This is a genomic window from Phycisphaerae bacterium (assembly GCA_028714855.1).
Lineage (GTDB): Bacteria > Planctomycetota > Phycisphaerae > Sedimentisphaerales > Anaerobacaceae > CAIYOL01.
The window spans coordinates 320,029-336,495 of sequence record JAQTLP010000001.1; the positions used below are offsets into that span (position 1 = coordinate 320,029).

15 protein-coding genes are annotated in these 16,467 nt (G+C 47.0%); 1 reads left to right on the plus strand and 14 read right to left on the minus strand.

The features are described from left to right. Positions 1-34: 34 nt before the first annotated feature. The 3 genes from PHG53_01410 to PHG53_01420 are packed head-to-tail and all read right to left on the minus strand — an operon-like array spanning position 35 to position 2,843. Complete coding sequence (locus tag PHG53_01410; protein MDD5380283.1) at positions 35-1,135, minus strand: DegT/DnrJ/EryC1/StrS family aminotransferase; 1,101 nt, start codon at positions 1,133-1,135, stop codon at positions 35-37. A 14-nt stretch (positions 1,136-1,149) separates the two neighbouring features. Further along, entirely contained in the window at positions 1,150-1,815 is a 666-nt protein-coding gene (locus PHG53_01415) for an acyltransferase (protein MDD5380284.1), read from the minus strand. Continuing rightward, a complete protein-coding gene (locus PHG53_01420) occupies positions 1,815-2,843 on the minus strand; it encodes a Gfo/Idh/MocA family oxidoreductase (GenBank protein ID MDD5380285.1) in 1,029 nt (342 codons plus the stop codon). Before PHG53_01420 ends, PHG53_01415 begins: the two co-directional genes overlap by 1 nt. Before the next feature lie 110 nt (positions 2,844-2,953). Between PHG53_01420 and PHG53_01425 the strand changes: the two genes are divergently transcribed. After that, positions 2,954-3,475, plus strand: coding sequence for a DUF255 domain-containing protein (locus PHG53_01425; GenBank protein MDD5380286.1), 522 nt, complete (start codon positions 2,954-2,956; stop codon positions 3,473-3,475). Positions 3,476-3,518: 43 nt separating this feature from the next. Here the strand turns inward: PHG53_01425 and PHG53_01430 are convergent, their stop codons facing one another. From PHG53_01430 to PHG53_01480, 11 genes are all read right to left on the minus strand, one after another. Next, a complete protein-coding gene (locus PHG53_01430; GenBank protein MDD5380287.1) occupies positions 3,519-4,472 on the minus strand; it encodes a GDP-L-fucose synthase in 954 nt (317 codons plus the stop codon). Continuing rightward, positions 4,469-5,479 (minus strand): GDP-mannose 4,6-dehydratase, encoded by a 1,011-nt coding sequence (gmd, locus tag PHG53_01435; protein MDD5380288.1) that lies wholly within the window; start codon positions 5,477-5,479, stop codon positions 4,469-4,471. Before gmd ends, PHG53_01430 begins: the two co-directional genes overlap by 4 nt. Before the next feature lie 26 nt (positions 5,480-5,505). Next, positions 5,506-6,486, minus strand: coding sequence for a GDP-mannose 4,6-dehydratase (locus PHG53_01440; protein ID MDD5380289.1), 981 nt, complete (start codon positions 6,484-6,486; stop codon positions 5,506-5,508). A gap of 495 nt (positions 6,487-6,981) precedes the next feature. Next, positions 6,982-7,890 (minus strand): hypothetical protein, encoded by a 909-nt coding sequence (locus tag PHG53_01445; GenBank protein ID MDD5380290.1) that lies wholly within the window; start codon positions 7,888-7,890, stop codon positions 6,982-6,984. A 9-nt stretch (positions 7,891-7,899) separates the two neighbouring features. Beyond that, a complete protein-coding gene (locus PHG53_01450) occupies positions 7,900-9,186 on the minus strand; it encodes a glycosyltransferase family 39 protein (protein MDD5380291.1) in 1,287 nt (428 codons plus the stop codon). A gap of 354 nt (positions 9,187-9,540) precedes the next feature. Continuing rightward, the gene (locus PHG53_01455; GenBank protein MDD5380292.1) at positions 9,541-11,058 is read right to left on the minus strand and encodes a glycosyltransferase family 39 protein; all 1,518 of its coding nucleotides are present in this window, start codon (positions 11,056-11,058) and stop codon (positions 9,541-9,543) included. Between the two features lie 48 nt (positions 11,059-11,106). Then, the gene (locus tag PHG53_01460) at positions 11,107-11,904 is read right to left on the minus strand and encodes a 6-carboxytetrahydropterin synthase (GenBank protein ID MDD5380293.1); all 798 of its coding nucleotides are present in this window, start codon (positions 11,902-11,904) and stop codon (positions 11,107-11,109) included. A 13-nt stretch (positions 11,905-11,917) separates the two neighbouring features. Further along, complete coding sequence (gene folE / locus PHG53_01465) at positions 11,918-12,505, minus strand: GTP cyclohydrolase I FolE (protein ID MDD5380294.1); 588 nt, start codon at positions 12,503-12,505, stop codon at positions 11,918-11,920. 12 nt (positions 12,506-12,517) lie between these two features. Then, positions 12,518-14,050 (minus strand): leucyl aminopeptidase, encoded by a 1,533-nt coding sequence (locus tag PHG53_01470; protein MDD5380295.1) that lies wholly within the window; start codon positions 14,048-14,050, stop codon positions 12,518-12,520. A 5-nt stretch (positions 14,051-14,055) separates the two neighbouring features. Continuing rightward, positions 14,056-15,169, minus strand: a protein-coding gene (prfB, locus tag PHG53_01475) for a peptide chain release factor 2 (protein MDD5380296.1) whose coding sequence is annotated in 2 segments (ribosomal slippage) — positions 14,056-15,108 and positions 15,110-15,169 — 1,113 coding nt in all. Because the reading frame shifts where the segments join, the coding sequence is not laid out codon by codon here. Between the two features lie 62 nt (positions 15,170-15,231). Continuing rightward, on the minus strand, positions 15,232-16,455 hold the full coding sequence (locus tag PHG53_01480; GenBank protein ID MDD5380297.1) for a glucuronate isomerase: 1,224 nt from the start codon (positions 16,453-16,455) through the stop codon (positions 15,232-15,234). Between the last annotated feature and the right edge of the window lie 12 nt (positions 16,456-16,467).

Below are 16,467 nucleotides of genomic sequence, written 5' to 3' on the forward strand. Positions count from 1 at the left end.
CTTCGACAATCAATTTGCTTAAAATCTGCTGCTTCTATCCCAGAAATGCCAGTATTGTCTCTGCCACAAAATCCTTCATTTCATCCGTAAGCTCGGGATATATCGGAATAGCCATAATCTCATTGGCTGCCTTTTCAGATTCCGGCAGGTCTCCCTTTTTGTAACCAAGGTGCTTGAAGCACTCCTGAACATGCATTGGCACGGGATAATAGACTTCGCGGCCGATTTTATTATTTTGAAGATGCGCCAGCAGCTCATCGCGTTTCGGTACCCGGATGCAGTATTGGTTATAAATGGTCACGCAGTCAGGACTGATATAAGGAGTCTTTACAACGGTTCCTTTGAATTTTTTATCGTAATAGGCTGCATTGCGCCGTCGGGCCTCAGACCAGTCGTCCAGATGCGGCAACTTGACCAAAAGCACCGCCGCCTGTACTGGGTCAAGGCGGAAATTACCGCCGATGTATTTATGGTAATACTTCGGCTTGCTGCCGTGATTACGCATAATAACCAGGCGGTTATAAAGCTGCTCGTCATTGGTAACTATCATACCGCCGTCCCCGACGCCGCCGAGGTTCTTGCTCGGGAAAAAACTAAAGCACCCCACGGTCCCAATACTGCCTGCCTTTTTACCTTTATAGACGCTCGTGATCGACTGGGCGGCGTCCTCTATCACTGCAAGATTATGTTTCCTGGCAACTTCCATAATAGGATCCATATCCGCCATCTGCCCGTACAGATGGACGGGCATAATCGCCTTGGTTTTCTCTGTAACAGCCGAAGCGATGAGCTCGGCATCGATATTGTAAGTCTGCGGGTCGATATCTACGAACACCGGCGTTGCGCCAGTGCGGGAGATACAGCCGATGGTCGCGAAAAAAGTAAACGGTGTGGTTATAACCTCATCACCGGGGCCGATATCCAGGCTCATTAAGCTGTTCAAAATAGCATCGGTGCCGCTGGAGGCTCCTACTGCGAATTTACATCCGCTTATTTCTGCTACTTGCTTTTCCAGTTCAGCAACTTTCGGACCGCCTATACATATTTGAGTTTCCAGCACTTCCGAAACAGCTGCTAAAACTTCGTCTTTAATTGTTGCATACTGTGCCTTTAAATCCAAAAGTGGTACGTTCATTGTATTGTCTCCTGCTAATTAGGTTTTTTAAAATCATCATACGGTATTTTGCCGATTGCTTTTTCTGGTGGCAGGGGTGCTTCCTCATCCAAATCGAGACACCTGACCACCCCGGGGGTAACTTCTTTGTAATGATAGCCGCTCTCCGGACAGACCATAATGCCGTCCGAATCCGGCTTTGGCAGACGGATTCCATGTCGGCTCATCCATCCCTTTTGCTTGGCTGGATTGCCCATCATCAGCGCATAATCCGGAACGTCCTTGGCCACCACGGCGCCGGCAGCTATAAAGCAGTAACGTCCGAGCTCGATTCCACAGACAATAGTTGCGTTCGCACCTACAGTTGCTCCGCGGCGAAAGATTGTCTTTTCATAAATGCTGTGCCGAATAACCTGCGAGCGGGGGTTCGTAACATTTGTCAGGACGCACGAAGGGCCGAGAAACACATCGTCTTCAATGATTGTGCCTGTATAAATTGAAATGTTGTTCTGGACCTTCACATTACTGCCGATTACAACTTCATTGGCCACATTGACATTCTGGCCGAATATACATCTTTCACCAATTTTGACGTCTTTCATTATGTGTGAAAAATGCCATATCTTTGTCCCTTTGCCTATCTCGCAAGGTTCATCAACATACGCTGACTCGTGAACGAAATAATCTTTTTCTTTGCTCATTAGAAATCCTCCGGATTAATGGGCTCGCCGTTATTCTTTAACGACTTCTGCCCGGCCTCTAATACCCTGACAACTCTTAAACCTTCGATGCCGTCACTTCGTATCGGTGTTCCGTCAAGTACACAATCTACGAAGTGCTTGCATTCCAGCGAGAGCGGTTCGCCGCCCGGCACCTTCGGCATCACTATGTCGCCGAACCGGAGCGATATTACTTCTGCGTATGATGTAGTTATATCATGCTTTATTGCCGCACCCTTATCATAAATTCGTATTTTTTCCGTCGCTTCCATATCGTCAAAGCTTACCATCTTTTCGGAGCCGACAACCGTCATCTTCCTGATTTTGTGAGGGTCGAGCCAGCTGCAGTGGACGTTTGCCACTTTGCCGTCTGCAAATTTAATCGTGGCAAATACCACGTCTTCAATGTCCTTCTGTAAATAGCACTGTCCGTGTGCTGTCACCGATACCGGCTCGGAGCCGAGCAAGTAGCAGATAATCGAAATATCATGTGGTGCCAGCGACCACCAGGCATTTTCATTTTTACGAACAATACCCAAATTAACCCGCTGAGTATACATATAATAAGGCTGACCCACCTGGCCTTTGTCTATCATATCTTTGAGGTAATTGACCGCAGGATGATATTCCAGCAGGTGGCCAACCATCAATTTCAATTTCTTGTCTTTTGCAAGTTCAACCAGCACCTTCGCATCAGCAGCTTTTAACGTCATTGGCTTTTCAACATAAGTATGTTTGCCGGCCTCCAAAGACTTTCGCGCAATCTCAAAGTGCGTGGGCACTTCAGTAGCAATTATCACCGCATTAACTTCGGCATCGTTTAAAATCTCATCCAGCTCGGATGTGGTTGTAACGGCAGGAAAACTTTTCTTTTGGGAAGCCAGAACTTTCTTGTTGAGGTCGCAGACGTACTTCAAATTGCATCTTTTGGCTGTGGCAAAATTGCGGACCAGGTTCTTGCCCCAATATCCGGCGCCGACAACTGCAACAGTTAAAACATTCTCACTCATACTATTATCTCCTCTGAAACTAAAGAAAAAAATACGCCGGCAAAGCTTGACTGGTCGACAGCTTTACCTATAATAAACACTTATTCTAACAGTCTTATATGGAGGTCTATGTGGCACAGACACAGGCCGGTAATCACGATGACTCGACAGGCTTGACGCCGAACCAATCTTCGTCTCCCGTCGGCCAAAAACATTCTCGATCTTTATGGATAATTATTCTGGTTTTTGCCATATTCGTAGTAGCTGTCTTTTTGACCGAAAACAAGGGAGACCCGACTAGTTGGTGGGAAAAAGATTATCACACCGGCATCAAGCTGGCGAAACAACAAAACAAACCTGCTTTGATTTGCTTTTTTAGACAAGGTACGCGCTTTAGTTCAGATATGTGGCAGGGGGTCTACAACAAACCCGACGTCCAAAAATATGTCGTGGCCAATTTTATTCCAATTCTTATTGACGTCGATAAACAGCCCGAACTTGCCAAACGCTACAACGTTACTTATTATCCTACTCATTATGTTGAAAACCCAAACACCAATCAAACAGATGGCCCTTTCATTGGTGCGCACCGCTTGGTCGAGTTCATCAAAAGACCTCGAAATTTCACCTCCCAAAACAGTTCGCTACAGTGAAAGAAATAGTTCCCTTTTGTTTTTTCCAAACGCTTAGCCATCTTTAAGCCATCTTTCGCGGGCGGTTTTCCCTGTACCATTTAATTGTTTTCTTAAGACCCTCTTCGAAGCTGGTTTTGGCTTCGAAACCAAAATATTCTTTGGCTCTTGAAATATCCAAACATCGCCTTGGTTGACCGTCCGGCTTAGAGCTGTCCCAGCGAATCTCTCCCTTAAAGCCCGTTATTTTTGCGATTTTTTCCGCCAGTTCCTTTATTGTTATTTCGAATCCGGCCCCGATATTGACCGGCTCATCTCCATTATAATACTCTGTCGCCAGCAGGATTCCCTCAGCAGCATCAGCAACGTAGATAAATTCTCGGGAGCTCTTGCCGGTGCCCCAGCAATCAATATGGTCGGCGCCAGATTCGATTGCATCGACGCATTTTTTTATTAGCGCCGGTATTACGTGACTGCTTTTAGGATCGAAATTGTCGCCGGGACCGTATAGATTTACAGGCAATAAGAATATCGAATTAAAACCGTATTCGGCCCGGTAGGCTTGTGATTGCACCAATAGCATCTTTTTAGCTAATCCGTATGGCGCGTTGCTCTCCTCCGGGTATCCGTTCCAGAGGTCCTCTTCCTTAAACGGCACCGGCGTAAATTTCGGGTATGCGCAAACCGTCCCAAGTGCCGCAAATTTTTTGACGTTATGAATTCGTCCCTGCTCTATTAGTTGGGTACCCATCATCAGGTTCTTATAAAAAAACTCGCCTGGATGCTCGCGGTTGGCTCCGATGCCGCCGACAACCGCTGCAAGATGGATAACAATGTCAGGTCTCATATCGTCGTACATCCGAACGATGTCGTCCATCTTAACTAGGTCATAGTCTTCGATTTTCGGCACTAAAATATTCTTACAGCCCCGTTTTTGAAGCCCTTCGACAACATACCCGCCGAGAAAACCTGCTCCGCCGGTAACAACAATTCGTTTGTCTTCGAAAAATTCACTCATTGTCTCTTGCCGTGGTCTTTCAAAATCTTTTCATTCTCGGCGAGCTTCATATCAGCATCGGTCATCATTTTTGCCAATTTCTTAAATGTTACCTTTGGTTCCCACTTTAGAACCTTTCTGGCTTTGCTCGAGTCGCCTTGCAGAAAATCAACTTCGCTTGGCCTGTAATATCGCGGGTCAATCTCAACATATTTCTGCCAGTCCAAATCAAGATGGCCGAACACTTCATCTAAGAATTCTCTTACTGAATGTGTCTCGCCTGTGGCGATAACATAATCGTCGGGTTTGTCTTGTTGTAGCATCAGCCACATCGTCTCGACGTAATCGCCTGCAAATCCCCAGTCACGTTTTGCGTCCAGGTTGCCTAAATACAGCTTGTCTTGTAAACCCAGTTTGATTCGCGTCGCCGCTCGTGTGATTTTTCTTGTAACGAACGTTTCGCCGCGCCTCGGCGATTCGTGATTGAACAGGATTCCGTTACATGCAAACAGGCCGTAAGCCTCGCGATAATTCACCGTTTGCCAGAAACTGTACACCTTTGCGCAGCCGTAGGGACTCCGCGGATAAAACGGCGTCTTTTCTGTTTGCGGCGTTTCGACAACCTTGCCGTACATCTCGCTGCTGGAGGCCTGGTAAAACTTCACCTGCTTTTTGGTGGCACGAATCGCCTCAAGCATCCGAAGCGTACCAACTGCGTCTGTATCGACTGTATAAATAGGCGTATCGAAACTTACTCGGACATGACTTTGTGCGCCGAGATTATAAACCTCATTAGGATTAATATCATTTAATATCGAATGAAGATTGCTGCCGTCGGTCAGGTCTCCATAAATCAGCCGAAGGTCCGGCTGATTGTGTGGGTCTTTGTAAAGATGGTCTATTCTGTCCGTGTTGAACGAGGAGCTTCGACGAACAATCCCCCAAACCTGATATCCTTTTTGCAGCAGTAGTTCCGCAAGATATGAGCCGTCCTGTCCTGTAATACCGGTAACCAGTGCTTTCTTCATGATATCTTGCCTCTCTGACAATTCTTCTATTTTGCCTGTTTAAAATTTTCTATAATCGCCCGCAGCCCCTCGTCCAGACTTGTTTTGGGCTCCCAGCCGGTCATATTTTTTATCCGCTCGAGGTTGGGTACGCGCCGCATCATGTCTTCGATGGGCCTGCCGTAGGCTTTTTCGTATGATACAAATTCCTTTTTGCTTTTGCTGTTCGTCATCTCGATGATTTTATCAGCAAGACTTTCGATGGTAATTTCTTCACTTGAGCCGATGTTATACACTTGTCCCGCCGCCTCCTTGCAGTTCATCAAACCCGTGACAGCGTCGATAAGGTCTTCCACGTAACAAAAGCAGCGCCTTTGCTGGCCTGTGCCGTATATCGAAATTGGCTCGTTCTTTAATGCTCTTTGAACAAAACGGGGCACCACCATTCCATATTGACCTGTTTGTCTGGGCCCGATTGTGTTAAAGAACCTGCCGATTATCACGTCCAGTTTATACTGCTGGTGGAAAGCCAGACCCAGGAATTCATCTATCGCCTTGCTGCAGGCGTATGACCATCGTGACATTCGTGTGCTGCCCAGAACAATGTCGTCATCTTCGCTGAAGGGCACTGTTTCATTTTTTCCGTAAACTTCGCTGCTTGAGGCAATCAGAATTTTTTTGCCGAACTTATTGGCTGTCTCTAACACCACCTCGGTGCCGCCGATATTGGTTTCTATCGTATGGACCGGTCTGTCAGCTATCAACTTGACGCCGACGGCCGCAGCTAAATGATAGACTACGTCGCATTGCTCTGTTAGTGGCTCCATCAATTCGGCATTGCGGATATCGCCTTCTACAAAATTAAAATTGCCCCCATTCTTGCCTTCGCAGGAAAGCAGGGGGGCAATATTTTTTAAACTGCCGGTACTGAGGTTATCAATAACCGCGACCTTGTGCCCGTCTTTTAGTAACCGTTCTGCCAGATGGGAGCCTATAAATCCCGCCCCTCCTGTAATAAGTGCTTTCATATAGGCCTCAATGGTATGTAATCAGCTTTTATAGACTCCGTCCCTGTCGGTTGCGCTGTAACAGCAAGTACTCCCTTAGTGCTGGGGCAACCTTCTTTGGGACGGCCTCTTATGGAAGGCAGAGCATGCAACTTTGCACGCCGGTCTTCTTATAACATAAGTATCGGCAAATAAAGGAGATAGCTTTAGTAAGACACTCCTCCAACAAGTATTATCAGCCGAGTTTTGCGGCAAAAATTATACGTGTTTAACATCATATGGGTTCACATCTATTTCCCTTGGGCAAAGTGCCGCTGCGACCCCTCTTTGTAATGCTAAAAAGGCCGTTTTTATAGGTCTTTACTTAGAAATCACCTTTGCTATTGAATTATACCGGCCACCGTGTTCCATGCAACAAAAACGCACGCAAAATGGACGATATTAGGAGAATGTTTTTCGGGAGGAGCTGTGGCCAAAAGCCGTTTAGCTGGTTTACATGGACATAATTGATGAGCTTTATTTCAAGCCGAAGTGTTCCGGATACTCGTATCTTGCCAGGTACAACACTGTAAGCGCTAGAAGTGTATCGTGTTGGTTACTTGGTGGGATGCTAAAATCAAAGACAGACCTCCTCTCTGAAACAAAATAACACCACCTGTTGTTCCAGCCGCCGTCAGGCAGTTGGCTGGCGACTATCCTCTCAACCCATCGCCTGTTAATTTTCTCCGGGAAGCCCGCCCTTAGAACAAACGCAACCTGCCCAATATCTATCTTCAGCACGTCAAAAAAAAGCTCGTTGCTTACCCTATTGGAGAGATGCTCAATGAGCTCATCCAGCTGTTTGGTCGCGCCCTTGGTTTTTCTCAAGGCAGTCAATGCGTCGAGTTGATGTGCAAGCTTCCGTCCCCTCCATCGCTCCGGCTCAAACAAGTGCATCTCTTCGGGGGTAATCTTTGCTTTATCTGGCGCCATCGCGTACAAAACCCACTTATTATCTGTGTTCTCATTCTTAATTGTTTGATTCAATTCCATCTCGTTCACAGGCCAGTTTGGGTCTATCAAACGCTTCCAGCATTCTGGTTGGCACCTTGCTGCCAAAAAGCTTTTGACTATTTCCTCGAATACCGGATTAGGTTTCATCGCATCGCATTCACGAAGCATTTTCAGCAGCCCTATATTTCTCCTCTCCAGTATATCCATCTTGTTGCTGCTTACCCATTTCTCTGCCGATGCTATCGCTGTGTCCATCTGTTCAGCAAAGACCTCATCACTGGTGAAAGATACATTATTATGAATTAACGCCGCGACACCAATGATGGCTGTGAGAACAATCAGAACAAGAACAATTATGACCGTTTTACGAAGAACCGGACGTTTCTTTACAGCATCATTTTTTATATTGGATAGTTCGTGTGCTTTTGTCATTGCGTTATCTCAATGCGGTCCCTTTTCCCAATTAAGCTTATATATCTCGATCGGTCCGTAATAAGGGTCCTGAAATTCATCTATTTTGGTGCCAAATTTACGGCACACCCAGTCATCAATGGAATTATCTCTAAAGCCAGGCATTGCAAGAGGCGGTCGAGCAATCCCTACAGGTGGCGCCCCAAACCAGGCGGTTCTTACTGCATAATCAAAACGATGTTTGCTGACCATCTTAATAGCATCTTGTAAGAGAAGATCTTCGTGGGTTATTAGATAAGGACCATACTTATATTGGTCATGACCAAGCCAGAAAATCGGGTTGCCGTAAACACTACTCTTGGAACCAACAACTGATGCAACGCGATTTATTACTCTGGTAAAATCAGCTCCTCGCAAACAATAAAACATTAATCCGATGAACGTAAGGCACGTTAACAAATAGATTGCCGCTATACCCGTGCTAATTGCATAACGTAATTTACACCAATTCTGTAAAAGTAAATTCCTGTCTGCTGTTAACCGCCAAATCAAACGGACTATCAAAGCACTAAAGAATGGAATTGTCGCAAAAAGATACCGTCCTATATAATTAACAGTAGCAAAAGGCAGTATTAAAACGAAAATAACAACGATAGCAGCAATAGCTTTATCCGCAGCAGTTGACCGGTAACACGCCATAATCCACGAAACTAACATAATAATTGCAAGGGGAATTCCCTCTGGCAATTGCAGAAAAATCTTCCAGCGAGTTATTTCAGCTTGAACAAGAGATTTATGTAATGCGTTGATTAGCATCTGCCCTGTGAAACTAACTTGTGGGTCCTGTATAGCTCGAAGAACATAAATGACATACGGCAAAACTGTTATCGCCAAGCCCATAATTGCCCAGGGAATTAGATGCAGTAACAGTTTGCCTCTCTGCCAAACAATTAAAACGCAGCTAATCGCAAAAACAAGAATTAAACCGTTTGGATGCGATAAGCTGGACAAACCGGCAAAGACTCCTGCGAAGAAAGCGCTTCGTCGTGAACCGGAATCAAAAAAAACCACCATTAGCCATAAGAACACTAATGCCAGCGCCGTGCAATAAATTTCAGGCCGGGAACACCTGTTAACTTCGAAAAACCACGGATGAATAATGAATGCCAATACAATAAAGAACCCCTGCTTCTCGCCAAACCAACGACGCATAACTGCGTAAAAGCTTACCGTTGCTAATGTCCCGAATAGTACCGAGCCAATCCGACTGGCTGTAATACTGTAGCCGGTCACCTTAAAAATTGCAGCACAAACCACAGGCAAAACTACTCTAGGCGGAACATAGTGAATATCCGACCCGCCAAAACCTTCGATAGAGGGGTGCCTTAACGACCCCTCATTTGCCAAACTATAACCCAGCGAGGAATCCCAAATTTCGTCTATATAAATACGCGGGATTCTTTCCAGATAGGCCAACCCCAACAAAAGTTGCAGTAGAACCAGAAAAATTATATTACGCTTCCAACCCAACATTCTTTGTCCCTATATTTGCCTTTTGAGTATATCAGTTATCTGAATGTTACCCCTAATGGGAATAGAATGCTTCATCGGCTTTCAGAATAGTAACACAACATGTGGTTCCGGCTAAATTTACGAAAGGTCTTTCTGTCATTATTTCACTTTCAGAATTTTAGGAGAACTTTCCCAATTAAGCTTGTATATCTCAATCGGTCCGTAATAAGGGTCATAGAACTCATCTATTTTGGTGCCGAATCTGCGGCAAATCCAGTCGCCGAGGCAATCGTCCCGGAACATTGGCATTACTTCAGATGGCCGACCAAACGCGTCAGGGGGGGCTACTAACCAGGCGGTTCTTACTGCATAATCAAAATGATGTTTGCGGGCCATCTTGAGACCATCTTTTAGTAGAAAGTCTTTATAGATTACTGGATAAGGACCATACTTGTATTTGTCATGACCCACCCAGAAAATCGGGTTGCCGTAGATGCGGCTTTCCCGGCCGACTGCCGATGCCACATGATTTATTACCTTGTTAAAATCAGCTCCGTGCAGACAATAAAACATTAGTCCAATGAACACAGCGCCTGTTGACAAATAGATAACCGCAGTACCAACACTAATCGCGAAACGCAATTTATACCAGTTCTGCAGAATTACACCCTTATCTTCTATAACTCGCCATATCAGGCGAACTACCAGAGCGCAGAGCAAAGGAGTAATCACTACCAGATACCGTGCAGTAGGGCTGACAGTAGCAAAAGGTAGAATCAGTGCGAGTAAGACAATGATAGAAGCGAGAATTTTATCTGCAGCAGTTGACCGATACCACGCCAGGACCCATGAAGCTAACATAATGATTGCAAGCGGAGCCCCCTCGGGCCACTGTAAAAAACTTTTCCAGCGATTGATTTCACCGCGTAAAAGCAATTTATGTAACATGCCAATCTGCATTTGTTCCGTGAAACTGACTTGCGGGTTTCGTATAGCCCAGAAAACATAGATGACATACGGCAGAATAGTTACAACAAACCCAACGGCTGCCCATGGAATCAGACGCCCAATTAACTTGCCTCTTTGCCGGACGATAATAACGCAGCCAATTATGAAAACTATGATTAAACCGGTTGGATGTGCCAGACTGGATAAACCGGCGAAGACTCCTGCAAACAAAGCGCTTCGTCTTGAGCCGGAATCAAAAAAAACTACCATTAGCCATAAGAACACTAATGCCAAGGCAGTGTAATAAATTTCAGGTCGGGCACGCCGGCTGGCGTCAAAGAACCATGGATGAATAATGGTTGCCAGGCCAATCCAGAAAGCCTGCTTTTCTCCGAACCAGCGACGCGTAACCGCATAGATACTAACAACAGCAAGTGCTCCAAATAGCACCGAACCTATGCGACTGGTTGCAATGCTGTAATCAACAATCTTAAAAATTGCGGCGTTAACCAGCGGCAGCACAACACGACTTTGGATAAAGTGTATATCCATCCCGCCGAAGCCTTCAATAAATGGATGTTTAAGGCTGCCTTGATGGGCCAAGTTATAGCCCAGTGATGAATCCCACACTTCATCTATGTGAGTACGGGGAACAGAGTTAAGATACACCAGCCCCAGAACAATTTGTAAAACAACAAGAATAGCTAAGTTTCGCTTACTACCGAACATAACTTGCCTCGGCATCTCCTCTCTAAGCGTGGTTTTTCTTTATAATCGCTATCCGCAGTATGAGCAGGATGTCTTATCGGTTTCCCAGACTGTTACGCAATGCAGCGCCGCTTCGCCGAATTTGCCCGCCAGCTTCTCCCACGCAAAAGCTGCGATATTCTCTACGGTCGGAATCGCTTTGGCAAAATACGGCACATCTGCGTTCAGATTTTTGTGGTCAACCACTTTTATAAGCTCGTCATCCACTGCTTTTTCAAAATCACTGATACAAAAATCATTTTTTCCTGTCGGCCTCTTTATCGTAACCTCGACAACATAATTATGCCCGTGACCGGCCGGGTTTGCGCATTTGCCGAAGACCTTCCGGTTGCGTTCATCTGAAAAATCGTAGTTCCAAAGCTTATGTGTCGCCGCAAATTCAAATTTCTCGCTAAAATAGCTCATCTTGCAGTCTTCGCAGTCAATCGCTGCCTTTCTGAAAGGATTCATCGCCAGGCTCAATTCTTTCAATCTTGCCGTCCCGAATTTGTCGGCTAATTGTCCCCACGCCGAGTTTAAAAGTTTTGTTATTCCGGCAAACCCTATATGTCTGCCCTGCCGAAAGTCTTCTCTTATCTGCCGGGCAAAAATCGGCACAACGTATTCCTGCACTTTCTTGTCAACATCACTTACGTTGACGACAAATCCCGTAGTCGGCTCGACCTCACCCGCCAGCGCAACAGTCAATTCGAAAAATATTGACAGCCCTTCGCCTGCCGGTTTTGATGCGAACGAGTTAAAACCGATACTGTCCTCCGGCAGAAAAGGATTTATCGAAAACCGCACAAGTCTTGATAGATTATGCATAAATAAAAATCTTCTACTTATTACCCTGGTGCATCAGACTCATAATCTCGCTTCTGCTCTTTGGGTCTCTTCTGAATATCCCGCGAAGCGCAGAAGTTACCATTACCGACCCGGGCTTTTTTATGCCGCGGATAGTCATACAGCTGTGTGACGCCTCCAGCACCACCGCAACACCCCGCGGCTTTAGCTCTTTCATTATAAAATCAGCTATTTGGCTCGTAAGCCGCTCTTGCACCTGCAGCCGGCGGGCAAAACAATCAACAATACGGGCTAGTTTGCTGACTCCAAGCACCGCGCCTGCAGGCAGGTATGCAACATGGGCCGAGCCTATAAACGGCATTAAATGATGTTCGCAAACACTGTAAAAAGGTATGTCACGCAGCAGAACTATCTCGTCGTAATCTTCGCTAAAAACACTTTGGATATGCTGTTTGAGGTCCTCATTCATCCCGGCCAGCAGCTCGGCGTACATTTTTGCTACGCGCGTCGGCGTCTTCTTTAGTCCCTCACGCTCAACGTCTTCGCCTACAGCCAAGAGTATTTCTTTGACCGCTTTCTCAATCCGTTCGATATCTACTTTCGTTTTATCTTTCGAGTTCATATTTTTACCTTGTTATTTGGCAATGTTCATAAGATAAGTAGTCAGCAGCCGCACGCCGAACCCGCTTGAGCCTTGCGTCGTATGCTCCGTGGCCGCCTCGAACATATCCATTCCTGCGATGTCCACATGGGCCCATTTCGCATCACCTGTAAACTGCCGCAGGAAAGCCGCCGCCGTGCATGCCCCGCCCCATTTGCTGCCGGTATTTTTCAGGTCGGCTATCTTGCTCTTCATTTCTTCCGCGTATTCATCGCCGCTCGGCATAAGCCAGACTTTTTCTCCGCTTTCTTCCGCCGCTGTTTGTAATTGTTTCATTAGTTTCTCGTCGTTTCCCATCAGCCCCGCCATATATTTTCCTAAAGCGACCACGCATGCCCCTGTTAACGTCGCTATGTCAATGATAACATCGCAGTCTTGTTTCACGGCGTATGCAAGGGCGTCGCAGAGTATCATTCTGCCCTCGGCGTCGGTGTTCAGCACCTCGACGGTTTTGCCGCTGAACGTGGTAATAATGTCCCCCGGCCGGTAGCTTGTCCCGCTGGGCATATTTTCCGCCGCCGGTATTATCCCGTAAATGTTAATCGGCAGCTTCAGTTCCGCCGCCGCCTTCATTGTTCCCAGCACTGCGATTCCGCCGCTTTTGTCGAATTTCATCTCATCCATATTGGCCGATGGTTTAATGCAAATCCCGCCGGAATCGAAAGTTATAGCTTTGCCGACAAGTGCGATTGTAGGCTTATTTTTCGCCGCTTTACCTGCTGGGCTGTATTTCAAAACGATAAATCTCGGAGGATTCTTCGACCCCGAACCTACCGCGAGAATTCCGCCCATCCCCTTCGCGGCCATTTGCTTTTCATCTAAAATTGTGCACGTCAGTCCCGCCGTTACCTTTGCTGTTTTCTTTGCTTCCGCCGCAAGTGTCTCAGGATTTATTACATTGGCCGGCCTATTCGCCAGCGTCCTCGCGTAACTTTGTGCCTTGCCGATGATGATACCCATCGAAAGGCCTTTCTTTAATTTCGCCTCCTTACCTGAATCCGAATCGATTACCTCAACGCTCAGCGATTTCAATCGTCCGTTTTCGCTACCAGTAACGAACTCATCATACCGGTAGCTGCCGAGATATGTCCCCTCAGCCATCGCTCTGCCCACCGCTGCCAAATCAAATTTGCCGTCGAATGCCCGATGCAGTGCTAAGCTTAGATTTTCTGCTTTTAGTTCCACCGATTTCTTTGCCGCGTTGGCCGCCGCCTTGCGGACCGTATCAAGCGTCGCCTTCTTTTTCTCGCCTAAGCCGACCAGCAGTACCCTCTTGGCTCCTATATTGTCGTTTCCGTAAACGACGGCACTTGTCCCTGCTTTGCCTTTGAAATCCCCGAGTTTCATTACTTGCTCAATTGCGCCGCCGAGCTTTTCATCCAGTTCTGCGTTTAATTTGTCCAGCCCTTTAACGTCGCTGAATAGTCCTGTTGCGAGCAAATCTGTTTTACATTTGCTGAAATCAATCTTGCGTGTTTTTAGTTCGATCTCGATAATTTCCTTCATTTTTGTTAATCCTTATTTTTGTTTTTGACCCTGTATCTTAAATAGCCCTCAACAAAGATGTCGATGTCTCCGTCCAGCACCGAATCCACATTGCCCGTCTGAATATCAGTTCGATGGTCCTTGACCATTTGGTAGGGCTGCAGCACATAGCTTCGTATCTGGTTTCCCCACGCTATTTCGCCTTTATTGCCGTACACTTTCGCAAGCTCTGCGTCGCGTTTCTGCTGTTCAAGCATATACAGCTTGCTCTTCAGCATCTTCATTGCCTCCGCCTTGTTGCGGTGCTGGCTCCGATCGTTCTGGCACTGCACCGCGACCCCTGTGGGTATATGCACAATTCTTACTGCCGAGCTTACCTTATTGACGTGCTGGCCGCCTGCCCCGCCCGCGCGATAGAAATCTATTTTGAGGTCTTCTTCGTTTATGTCAATATCAATATCATCGGTTTCAGGCACGACATCGACCGCTGCGAAGCTCGTATGCCGTCTTTTGTTGGAGTCAAATGGGCTTATTCGCACCAGCCTGTGAACGCCCAGTTCGCATGAAAGATTGCCGAACGCGAACGGCCCGCTTACCTTTAGCGTCACCGACCGCAGCCCCGCCTCTTCGCCCGGCGAAATATCCAGCTCCTCGACCTTGTATTTTTTTGCTTCGAAATATCGCCCGTACATCCGCAGCAGCATACTGACCCAGTCGCAGCTTTCTGTCCCGCCCGCCCCAGCGTGAATGCTGAAAAAGCAGTTCTTCGCGTCATCAGGCCCGCATAATAGCCCCTGCAGCTCGATTTGTTCGCATCGCTTTACCAGTGCCGCTAAATCATCTTCTACCTGTGCCAGCTCTTCTTTGTCCGACTCCGCCGCCGCCAGCTCGAACAGCTCCGCCAGATCTTTGACCTCGCGGGCAAGCTCCTCCACCGGCTCGATGATTGATTTAAGTGCGCTTAATTGTGTGACTACCGATTGTGCCGAATCAGAATTGTCCCAAAACCCCGGCTTGCTCATCTTCTCTTCTAATTGCCCCCGTTGCGCCTTCTTGCCGGGCAAATCAAAGCCAGTCCCGGATTTTTGCCACCCGGGCCAACAATTCTGCTATCGTAGATTTTAATTCTGCGGTTTCCACGCACCCGTCTATACCACATTCCCTCGCGTTATGCAACCGATTGTTTGGCCGTCCGGACAAGTTTATTGAGTCAGAAGCTGACCGCCGAGAATCCGGTTCACGTCTCTTTTAATGTCCGCTTCCGTAACAGGCCATCCCGCCCCGGCAATGTCCGAATACTTCTCGCCCAAAACCTCGGCAATGACCTTCCGCGAGTGCGACCATTTATATATGACCTGGTCGAGCACGCGGGCGTCGCTGTGCTGCGGTATCATCGTCAGTCCCAGAGTTTCGATGCGTTCGTACGTCATCTCTTTGATAATGCTCGGATTATTCAAATACCACCAGCACCCGAATATCATCAAGTTCTTAAACTTGCGGCCGACAATGCAAAGCTCGTGCTGGTTTTCACGAGACAGCATCGTCACCAGCAGTCTCACGTCCGGCCAGTCACGCGCAATCTTCTCTACCTGCTCGACGTCCGCCTTCGCTACGCCGTCGCCTGCGACCCTCAATGCCGGGTTTACCGACCTCTTGACCCCTATCATCATTGCAAATGGCAGCTTATGTTCACGCGCAATCGGAAGCACGCATTCGAGAATCAGTTTCGCCCTTGTCCCGCCGTCATCTATGCGGAAATCAGGCGGCAGCGAAACCGCCATATACATCGGATTCATCTTCTCAATCCACTTCTTGAGGAAATCTTTAACCAGGCTTACCGTTTTTGCGTCCGCCTTGTCGCCTGTTATTTGCCCGTTTATTTCTTTACCGTACTGTTTGAAATTATTGAGTATGTTGTCTATTCTCAACGCCGCCTTAAATCTGCTGTCCGGATTGCCGCCGTTGTTCCATACCTTCTGCTCTGTTTTATCGAACGGGTCGTTTGTCATAACGACATACTTAAGATTGGCGAGTTCGAAAACTTTATCGACATATTCACCGGTCGGAATCCCTGCGAAATACTTGCGTATTTTGCTGAGGTTTTTATCTTTCACGTCCAGCCCGAGCGAGTTCAGTACTGTCACCACCCCGCGTGCGGCTTCGCTTATCGGAGAATTTTTTATAAACATCTCTTCCCATATAAGCTCCGCCTGTTTCTGCTTCGGCATATTCCAGAATTCATTGTAATCCAGCTCCGGCTTATACCTGAACAGCTCCGCGATGAGGTAGTGATATGTTAGAAGTTCATCGATGCCCCATAAAAGTAAATCGCCGAAGGCCTCGCTGTATGTATGCGTATGAATGTCGGCTATCTGGGTTTCTTTGATGATTTTAGCTACCTGTTCTTTGACATTTTTTAGTTCCATTATCGTCTCCTC